General features: G+C 66.2%; 4 protein-coding genes and 1 tRNA gene. 1 reads left to right on the top strand and 4 read right to left on the bottom strand.

The window, feature by feature from the left end:
- Nucleotides 1–100: 100 nt before the first annotated feature.
- The gene (pbpC, locus tag ASD45_RS10380) at nucleotides 101–2,167 is read right to left on the bottom strand and encodes a penicillin-binding protein 1C (RefSeq protein ID WP_056911414.1); all 2,067 of its coding nucleotides are present in this window, start codon (nucleotides 2,165–2,167) and stop codon (nucleotides 101–103) included.
- Nucleotides 2,164–7,335 carry an alpha-2-macroglobulin gene (locus tag ASD45_RS10385; protein ID WP_056912704.1) on the bottom strand — a complete coding sequence of 1,724 codons (5,172 nt, stop codon included), beginning with the start codon at nucleotides 7,333–7,335 and terminating at the stop codon, nucleotides 2,164–2,166. The genes pbpC and ASD45_RS10385 overlap by 4 nt, the downstream gene beginning before the upstream one ends.
- A gap of 337 nt (nucleotides 7,336–7,672) precedes the next feature.
- On the opposite strand from ASD45_RS10385, the gene ASD45_RS10390 reads away from it, so the two are divergent.
- Nucleotides 7,673–7,749, top strand: a tRNA-Arg gene (locus ASD45_RS10390).
- A 75-nt stretch (nucleotides 7,750–7,824) separates the two neighbouring features.
- Here the strand turns inward: ASD45_RS10390 and ASD45_RS10395 are convergent.
- Nucleotides 7,825–8,130, bottom strand: coding sequence for an ETC complex I subunit (locus ASD45_RS10395; RefSeq protein ID WP_056911415.1), 306 nt, complete (start codon nucleotides 8,128–8,130; stop codon nucleotides 7,825–7,827).
- Nucleotides 8,131–8,319: 189 nt separating this feature from the next.
- Nucleotides 8,320–8,802: a helix-turn-helix transcriptional regulator gene (locus ASD45_RS10400; RefSeq protein ID WP_082540766.1), complete on the bottom strand. Its 483-nt coding sequence runs from the start codon at nucleotides 8,800–8,802 to the stop codon at nucleotides 8,320–8,322.
- Nucleotides 8,803–9,664: the final 862 nt, after the last annotated feature.

The following is a 9,664-nucleotide window of genomic DNA, read 5'->3' on the forward strand; positions in this document are numbered from 1 at the left end:
GGGAGCGGACTTATTCCACAGCTTGCGCCGCACCATAAAGCCCTCGGGCACGTCTGTCATGGTATGCCTCCCCGTCATTCGTGCGCACGATGTCGCGCGATCACTGCAGGCGAACCAAGACGCTGTCGGCGGCCCCGCGGGCGTCCATCACCGTGAGCCGGACGAAGCCGGGGCCCTCGGGCTGGAAGAACAGCGTGCGCCGGCTGCCGGAACTCGGAATGGGGACGCCGTTGACCATAACGGCCAGCGGCGGCACCCCGCCGGCGACCTTCAAGGCCAGCGGATCAGGCAGCTTCCCGCCTGGCTTGCCGCCGGCCAACTCCAGCCTGACGCCATCAGGGGGAAACATGATGCGTGGCGGCGGCGCCGCGGCGCCATAGCCCGCGCTGGCGTCAAAGCGCTGTAGTGGCGGCGGCAGCTTGGCGGTGGTGGCGAAAACCGCCCCCTTGGGCGCGCGCGGCAGCGCCATCGGCGTCTCGCCGGAACGGGCAAAGGCATCGAAAAGGATCGGCGCGGCGCTGGCCCGGCCGACGAGCCCCGGCACCGGCGCGCCATCCGGCCGGCCGACCCAGACCCCCACGGTCATGCGGCCGTCGAAGCCGACCGCCCAAGCGTCGCGGTAGCCGTACGAGGTACCCGTCTTGAAGGCGATGCGTCCATGCGACGCGTTCTCCGGCGGCGGCGCCCCGATCAGGACATTGCCGACGTACCAGGCGGCCACCGGGTCGAGCAGCCGATGCGGCGCCGCGGCCGGAGCACCGACCCGCTCGATCAACGGTTCGGCTTCGCCGCCGCGCGCGAGCCCTGCGTAAAGCATGGTGAGATCGTTGAGGGTAATGCCGACGCCGCCGAGGCCCATGGCGAGACCGGGCGCTTCCTCCTTCGGAAGCACCAGTGCCGCGCCGGCCTGTGTCAGCCGCGCGCCGAGCCGGTTGACGCCGACCTTGTTGAGGATGGCGATGGCCGGCACGTTGAGCGACAACTGCAACGCGCGCCGCACCGTCACCGTGCCCTGGAAGGTTAGGTCGAAATTCTCCGGCTGATAGCTGCCGTAACGCTGCGGCCGGTCGTCGATCAGCGTTTCGGGATGGATCAGGCCGTCCTCGAAGCCCAATCCGTAAATGAAGGGCTTGAGCGTCGAACCGGGCGAGCGCAGCGCCATCGTCATATCGACTTGGCCGGCGCGCCGCGCGTCGAAATAGTCCGACGAGGCAACACGCGCCCTCACCTCGTTCGACTGGTTATCGACAACGATGATCGCGACTGAAATATCGGGCCCGATCGCCGCCGCGCGCTCTTGCGCCAAAAGCTGCAGACGCGCCTGCAGCGGCTGGCCGATCGTGAGGCGATGAACGTGCTGCTCCGGCTCTTGCAAGACGATGTGGTCGGCTGAATGCGGCGCGAACACGGGCATCGGCCACCGCGCCATCGGCACCGGCTCGGCCTTGGCGTGGGCGATCTCATCGCGCGGCACGACATCAGCGAGCGCGACACGGTCGAGCACGCGGTCGCGCGCCGCCCGCGCAACCGCCGCATGGCGATCGGGCCGGCGCCTTTCCGGCGACTGCGGCAAGGCAACCAGCAAAGCCGCCTCGGCGAGCGACAATCGCCGCGGCTCCTTGCCCAAATAGGCAAGCGAAGCGGCGCGGATGCCTTCGAGATTGCCGCCATAGGGAGCCAGCGTCAGATAGAGCGACAAAATCTCGTTCTTGGTCAGCGCGTGTTCGAGTTCGAGCGCACGCGTCACCTGCCGCAGCTTGGCAGCAAAAGTGCGGTGTTCGCGCGGCTCCAGGAGACGCGCAACCTGCATCGTCAAGGTCGAACCGCCGGAGATGATGTGGCCGGATGAGACGAGTTGCCAGGCGGCACGAGCCATCGCGACCGGATCGACGCCATGATGTTCGTAGAAGCGCTTGTCCTCATAGGCGAACAACAGCTTGAGAAAGCGCGGATCGACATCCTCGACGTTCGCCGGCAGACGCCAGTAACCGTCCTTGGTGGCATATGCGCGCAACAGCCGGCCTTCGCGATCGAGCACAGTGTGCGAAAGCGCGATGTCCTTGCCGAGCGGCGCTGGGCCGAGCGAATAGACCCATCCGGCGCAGGCGGCCGCCGCCAGGGCGGCCAAGCCGACGATCGACGCCAGGATGAGTTTTAGGCGGCTCATTTACCCGTCACATCAATGACTCCGGTCGCCGTGCGGGCGAAGCGGTCGGGCCGATACATGTCCTCGACCTTGGCTTGCGGTAGCGTGTAGTGCCCGGGCGACACGGCGCGGACGACATAGGCCACGCTGAACACCGGTGGCGAATCCGCGCGGCGGTCGAACGCCGCGGTGAAACGATCGTCGCGGAATTCGCTGTTTACCGGATCGGCGGCGTCGCTGATCCAGCCAAGCGTACCGGTTTCACCCGACGACACCAGCTTCGGATTGTCGATTTCGAAACCGGCCGGCAAATAGTCGGCGACAATGACGCGGCCGAACTGCGGCTGCGCCTCCGTCATCTTCAGCACGACGACGAAGCGGTCGTTCTGTTTTGCCTTGGCCGGATCGGCCGGCTCGCCGCCGAGCGTGAAGTAATTGCGCTCGATCTTGAAGCCGTTCGACGCTGCCGGCTCCGGCGTCAGCGGCGCGCCGGATACCGACACCACGGCCTGCACCGTGCCGTCGCCGCTATTGCTGACGCGGACCGGCGACGCCAGTTGGTCGGGCTTGAAGCTGCGGTAGAAAGCGCCTTGACGCTTGTCGCCGTTGACGTCGAGCCGGATGGCGTTCATCTCGCCGGCCAGCGCCTTCGCTGCCATTACCAGCCACGCGTCTTCCTGCGTCGAAGTGTAGGCGGCAAGGCCACGCGCGCTGTCGATGCGCGCCACCGCCTGCGTGATGGTCGCCTGCGGCGCGTGACCTTCCGAGGCGAGCGTCACCAGCGCCGCGGCGTCGCGCAGCACGGAGCCGTAGTCTTCGCGGCCAATTTCGAGCTTTGGCTGTGCCGGCAGCGCGTCGAGCGCGGCGCGATAGATCCGGTCGGCTCGCGTCTTGTCGCCGAGCATTGCCAGCGCGGCGGCCACCTGGGCCTTGGCGATCGGCGTCGCCAGTGCATTGAGCTTGACGTCGGCGATATAGCGCAGATCGCCGATCGGCGCGGCGCCGTTGCGGGCCAGCACATAGAAGGCATAGGCGAGTTCTCGCCCGCCATTCTTGTCCGCCTCCGGCGCCGTGGCGACGTAGTTGCGCAGGCGATCGAGCGCCAGCGTCATCGCGGTTTGCGGCACGTCGAACTTCTTCTCGCGTGCCCGCGTCAGAAAGTCGGTGACGTAGGCATCGAGCCACGGATCGTCGCCACCGACGGACCAGAGGCCGAAGGAACCGTTGGCGCCCTGCCGCGCCGTGAGCCGCGCGATGGCGTCCTTGATGCGCGCATCGATCTCGCCGTCCGGCGCCAGCCGCGCCTGCGCGGCGAGATCGTTGATGTAGAGCATCGCCACCGCGCGGCTGGTGATTTGCTCCGAGCAGCCGAACGGATAGCGGTCAAGCGAGTTCAGAAGCGTCGCCGCATCGAGCGAGGTCGAGATTGCCACCGACAGCCCGGCCCTGCCCGTGCCCGGCACGAAGTCGGCAAAGACGTCGTTGGACAGCGTCAGCGTCTCGCCCTTGGCGAGCGGCCGGACCGTGCGCCGCGTCAGGATCTGCGTCGCCGGCCGGACATCGAGCGCATAGCTGCGCGCGAGCTTGAAGCCGTTCGGGCCCTCGACATTGATCACCACCGTGCTGGCGCCGGAGCCCGAGGCCGAGACCGGCACCGATAGCCGGCCGCGCGCCTTGGCAGCCAGCGTCAGCGGCGCGGGCTCTGCACCCTCGCGTTTCACGGAACCTGCGGTATCGACCGCGATCTTGTAGCTGCCCGCAGCGCCTTCGACATTGTCGAGTTCGACCTGCACCGCACCGCGATCGCCGGTGCGCAGGAAGCGTGGCAAGGTCGCCGTCAGCACCACCGGATCGCGCACGATGACGTCGCCGGAGGCCTTGCCGACCTTGTCATTGCTCCAGGCGACCGCCATGACGCGGACGGTGCCGGCAAAAGCCGGAATATCGAACGAGACATTGGCGGTGCCGTCGGCGCCGACCGTGACGATGCCGGAGTATAGGGCAAGCGGCGCCTGCGTCGGCGGCGAACCGGAGAGTTCGGCCGCGCCCATATCGCCGCCGGAGCGGATCTGGCCGCGCGCCCCTTGCATGCCGTCGATCAACTGGCCGTAGAGGTCGCGCACCTCCGCGGTGAGGCGGCGCTGGCCGAGATAATAGTCGTCCGGCGCTGGCGGCTTGTAATTGGTGAGATTGAGAATGCCGACATCGACGGCGGCGACGACGACGCGCGCCTGTTCGCCGGCGGTGAGTCCGCCGATCTTGATCGGGATGTTGAGCGCATTGTCCGGCCGCATCGTGGACGGCAGGGTCATGGCCACGTTGAGCGTGCGCTGAGCGCGGTCGATCGAGAACCATTGCACGCCGATGGCACGCCCGGGCATGCGCTGCGCCGGCTGATCTAGCGGCCGCCGCAAGGTGGCGACGACATAAGCCCCCGTCCCCCAGTCCTTGCCGACCGGTAACGCCACGTTCACCGTGCCCGCTGCGCTGACATCCTGCGCCTGGCTCTGCACCAGGCGGTCGGTGAAGACGTTGAGTGTCAGACGGCCGGCGCTACGCGCGGTCACCGCGACATTCATGGTGTCGCCGCCGGTATAGCCCGGCTTGTCGAGGGCGATTTCGAGAAGATCAGGCGTATCCGCACTCGACTCCGCATAGAAGCCGGCGTCGAACGTCATCGACGTCACGGCGCCATTCGGATCGGCTTCCGACACTTCGAGTCGATAGCGGCCCCACTTCACCGGCAGCGACAGGCGCGCCGGCTTGCCGGCCGCGACATCGAGCGTGCCGTTGGCGACGCGCTGCGTGCGACGGATGGGCTCGTAATTCCACTGCCCGTTCTCGCGGTACCATTGGTAGCTCGTCTCGACCTTCAGCAGTTCATATTTCAGCCCCTTGCGGTCGAGCATCGCGCCGTCGGGCGCCGCCATGATCACATCGAAGTCCGCGTTGGCGCCGTCGGCGAGCGACGTGCCGTTGAAGGTTGGCTTGACGCCGATCATCGGAGCGGCCGGCGCCAGCGGCAGCGTCAGCTTGCGCTCGACGGCGCGGCCGCCGGATTCCACCATATTGATCGCGATGTTCGCTTCCAGCGGCCGCGTCGTTTCCGGCACGCTGTCGAGCGTCACCGGGAATGTGGCCTTGCCCTTCTCGTCCGTCGCCGGCAGTTCGGTGATCTCCTGCCGCGTGGCGGTGACTTCGTCGTCATAGAGGCCGAAGCGATAACCCGGGAAACCGGCGCGCTCCTTCGCCGCGTCGATCGACACCGAGCCGCTCAGTTCGAGGTTCGAGGCCGGCGCGCCGTAGAGGAAGTGACCATCGACCGACAGCTCGACCGAGCCGCCGCGCGGAATGGCCTTGGCTTGCGTCGTCAGATCGAATTCGATGCGATCCGGCACGTAGTCTTCCACCATGAAGGTGGTTTCACCGACGGCCGGTCGCTTCGGGTCGGTGAAGGCGCGCACGCGCCAGGTGCCGGTGGCCGCCGTCGAGACGATTGGCAATTCGAGGTTACGGCCACCGAGGCCCTGATCCGGCACGACGACGCGCTTGTAATCGACGCCGTCGGGGCGTTCGACGACGAGCGTCAGCGGCACGTTCGGCGCGGCGATGCCGCGCGCGTCGCGCAGCAGCGCGGTGATCGCCACGGTCTCGCCCGTGCGATAGACGCCGCGTTCGGTGTAGACGAAGGCGTCGAGCCCGGCCGGCGTGGCGCGACCGCCGACGCCGCGATCGGACAGATCGAAGGCCGACGATTTCAGGCTCAGGAAAGCATAGTCGTTCTTGCCGCTGGCGATCACTGCGGCCGGCGACTGGCCGCCCTCGCCGCGCGTCAGTCCGGCATCGAAATGAATGTGGCCGTGGAAGTCGGTCGACTTGACCGCGAGCACTTCATTGTTGCGCGCCATCAGACGCACTTCGATGCTGTTGAGCGGCTGGGCGCTGGCCAGCGAATGCACGAAGACGTCGATGCCGTCCTGACCGGAATAGGCGGTCAGGCCGTAATCGGAGACGATGAACCACTGCGTCGCGACCTGGTCGTAATCATTGGCGACCAGCGCATCCTTCGGCGTCGCTGTCATCGCATAGACGCCGGGCGCGAGATCCGGCAGCGCCTGATCGACCGGGAAAGCCGTCACCACCTCGGTGTTGAGCTTCTGCTCGACGGCGAGTTCACCGCTCCAGACCTTGCTGCCGCGTTCGGTGGCGATCTGGTCGCCTTGATAGACGCTCATGTTACGCTGGAAGTCGTAGCCCAGCACGGTGTCGATGAGGTTGCGGTCGCCGACCCGGTAGACGTTGAGATTGACCGCGGAGGTGTTGACGCTGAGCACCGGAATGCCGCGCTGGCCGGTCTTGGGCAGCACATAAGCCTTGCCGGAAAAGCGCGCGAAAGGCTTGCGGTCACGGACGAAGATCGTGAATTCGGTGGTCTTCGCCAGCGTCTCATGCACGGTTGAAGGCAGACCGGCGCGCAGGGTGATGGCGTAACGCTCGCCGTGCTTGAGGCCGTCGACGCAAAGCTGCTTGTCGGAAACCGAGATCGCCGGCTTGTCCTGCCCGGCAACGGCGACGAAAGGCGAGAAATCCGTTTTCTTTTCCGGCAGTGTTTCGGAGAACTGGAAACAGGCGCGCGGCGACACCGCGTCGGAATCGACGGTGTAGTCGAGCATGCGGAAGCCATGTTCGAGGCGCAGCCGCTCATACTGCCCGCGCAGGTCGGCGGTCTCGCGCAGTTCAAGCGACAGCCGCATCGTGTCGAGCGCCGGACGCCACTGCTTGCGCGCCGCGAAGGCATCGCCCAGCGTTTTCAGAGCATCGGCCTCGCCAGCCGGCGGGGCGGCGCGAACATAGGCGACGTAGGCCGCCGTCGTCGCGCGCTCGTAAAGCGTCGCCTGCTCGCGCTGATCGCGGCCCTTGATCTGCAGGACGGCGCGGGCGAGCCGCAACCAGCTATCGGAATCATCCGGCGCCACCGTGACCAGCTGGCCGAGCAGCAGCATGGCATTGCGCGCGTCCTTCTTCTGGAACGCGGCGTCTGCCTCGCGCTTGAGGACTTGAGGGGTCTTGGTGACGGTGCCGGCGTCGGTCTTGATCTGCGCTTCCAGCGTGATCGCGGCCTGATCGAGCTCGGGGTTCTGGTAGGCTTTGTCTGCCGCCCATCCGGACACCGCAAAGGCAGCCCACATGACAAGGGCGAATGCGCCGGTCAAACCAGCGCGCGTCAACGGTGCCATGGCGACAATCTCCCCCGATTCCAGCCGTGCAACCATATTGCAGCGTTGGAAGGTGTCGAGGACATGGCGCGACGTCTTTGCGTTAAGTCATGCGCCGACGTGCGGACTCGAGCTGCCACCGGAAATACCAACTCGTACTACCGCAATGGTATTGGCTCGCAGCGATTCTGATGCGTCACTTTAAGTGCTTGAGTATTTCGCCATAAATCATTGATATTACGAGATATTGACTCTTCACCATCACCGCACCTTTCAAAGTCGGCATCGGCCCGGTAAGCATGGGACCGACGGCCCCGTAGCTCAGTTGGATAGAGCATCAGCCTTCTAAGCTGAGGGTCGCTGGTTCGAATCCAGCCGGGGTCGCCAAATGGTATGTTGATGCTCGGCGCGCGAATTTCCGCCCGCGCCCGCTGCGCAAGCCGCGCCAACCTGCAAAAGCCGTCAGTGCGTCCAGGCGTCCCGGCGCTTGAAGGCGAAATTGTCTGAGTAGGAAATGACGCGCCGCGGCGAGGCTTTGGCTTCGAAGACCTGATACGGAATGCCGTTGCGCTCGCAGTAGCCGATGGCCTCGGCTTCGGTATCGAAGCGCAGCTTCACCTGCTGGCGGGTATCGCCGGATGAAGTCCAGCCCATGAGCGGCTCGACCGTGCGCGGTTCCGCGAGGTCATGTTCGACCACCCATTTGCGGGTGTTGGCAACACCCGACTGCATGGCGGTTTTCGACGGGCGATAGATGCGAGCGGTCATGGCGTCAGGTCCGGTCGACGTCTCAATACAAGGCCCCGGCCGATTCCCTGGAGCCGGCGCAAGCCCACGAGCCCGTATAAGCGGTCGACGTGGCGCTGGCAACGCGCGGGGCCACAGTTATCCGGTTGCCATCGTGGGCAGAACGCTGCGGCGCCGACGCCCGTGAAGATTTGGCTCGCGCGTCAGCCTTCAGGCGCGGTAACCGGCCGGACGCCGGGTCGAAGAGCGGCGGCGGCGCGGTTGCTTTGATGGAACGGGTGCCGATCGCACCAGGGCCGGCGCGCGCACCACCGCGCGAAACCCACCATCGCCGAGATCTTCAAATTCGATGCCGTATTCCCGCCACAGCCTCTCAACGGCCGCCACGGTCGAGCGTCGCGGCTCGGTGCCGCCCTGCTCGAGCTTGTGAATGGATCGCTGGGTCATACCGACGCGGGCGGCAAGATCGCTCTGGCTCAGGCCGGCGACGGCTCGCGCCAGGCGCACTTTGGCCGCGAAAGCCAAGCGCTCCATGCGCATCAGGTGGGCAAGATCTAATTGCTCGACGACGGGCGCGTCCTGAGCCGGCATGACACCCTCGCAACGCACGAAACTTGAACACACAGGCGGCAGCCTTCGGCAGATCCACCTTGTAAAAAAACCCCCGGCGATTTCTCGCCGGGGGTTCTTCATTCAGACTATCCGATCAGGGATAGAAGTTGCGCTGGGCGCGGACGATACCCGACCACCAGCTGTTGTCGCCGACGGTGAGGCCGGTGAAGGCACTATCCTGAGCCTGGTACATCACTTCGACGCTCAGATCGAGGTTGGTGACCGGGGTCCAGGTCGTGCGCGAGCCGACCTGCCAGTACGACCAGTTGGCCGACGAACCGGCGGTGACGGTACCAGCGGCAGCAGTGCCGAGGCCCGTGGTAAGCACAGCACTGGCAGCAGCCGAGTACTCGAGCTTGCCGTACGAACCGTACAGCGAGGTCTTCAGGTTCGGGACCCAGAAGTGCTCGAAACCGCCGGTGATCGACCAGCCGGTCGTCAGATCGGCAGCGCCCGCACCGGTCACGACCGCATCCCAGGCCGGGCCGTACGAGATCTTGCCGCCCTGCTGGGTGGTCTGCGCCTGGCCGAGGCCCGAACCGACATAGTCGATCGCGCCAACGCCGTAGGTGAACTGACCGACGATGTAGTCACCCNGCATCGGCAGGTTGACCTTCAAGCCGGCGCCCAAGGCCCAGCCGCTCTTGTCCGACGGATCGGCCGCAACACCGAAGTTCACCTGGTGGTAGGCGCCCATGAGCTGAGCCGAACCCCAGGCTTGATCGATGCGCAGGTTGCCGACGATGTCGGGCATCGACTGGCCAGCAGCCGCTTCGGCGCCCGCAGCGGTCGTGGTCGTGATCACGCCAGTCGCGCCCAGGGTCGAGGTGGTCACGGTAGACGCAACGCCGAGACGGTGGCCGTTGTTGTTTTCGGCCGAGATCGACGCCGACAGGCCGTTGCCGAGCTGCGCGGTGTAGGCCCACAGATCGACGCCGTTGCC

Origin of the sequence: Pseudolabrys sp. Root1462 (assembly GCF_001426945.1) — a bacterium.
Taxonomy (GTDB): Bacteria; Pseudomonadota; Alphaproteobacteria; order Rhizobiales; family Xanthobacteraceae; genus Pseudolabrys.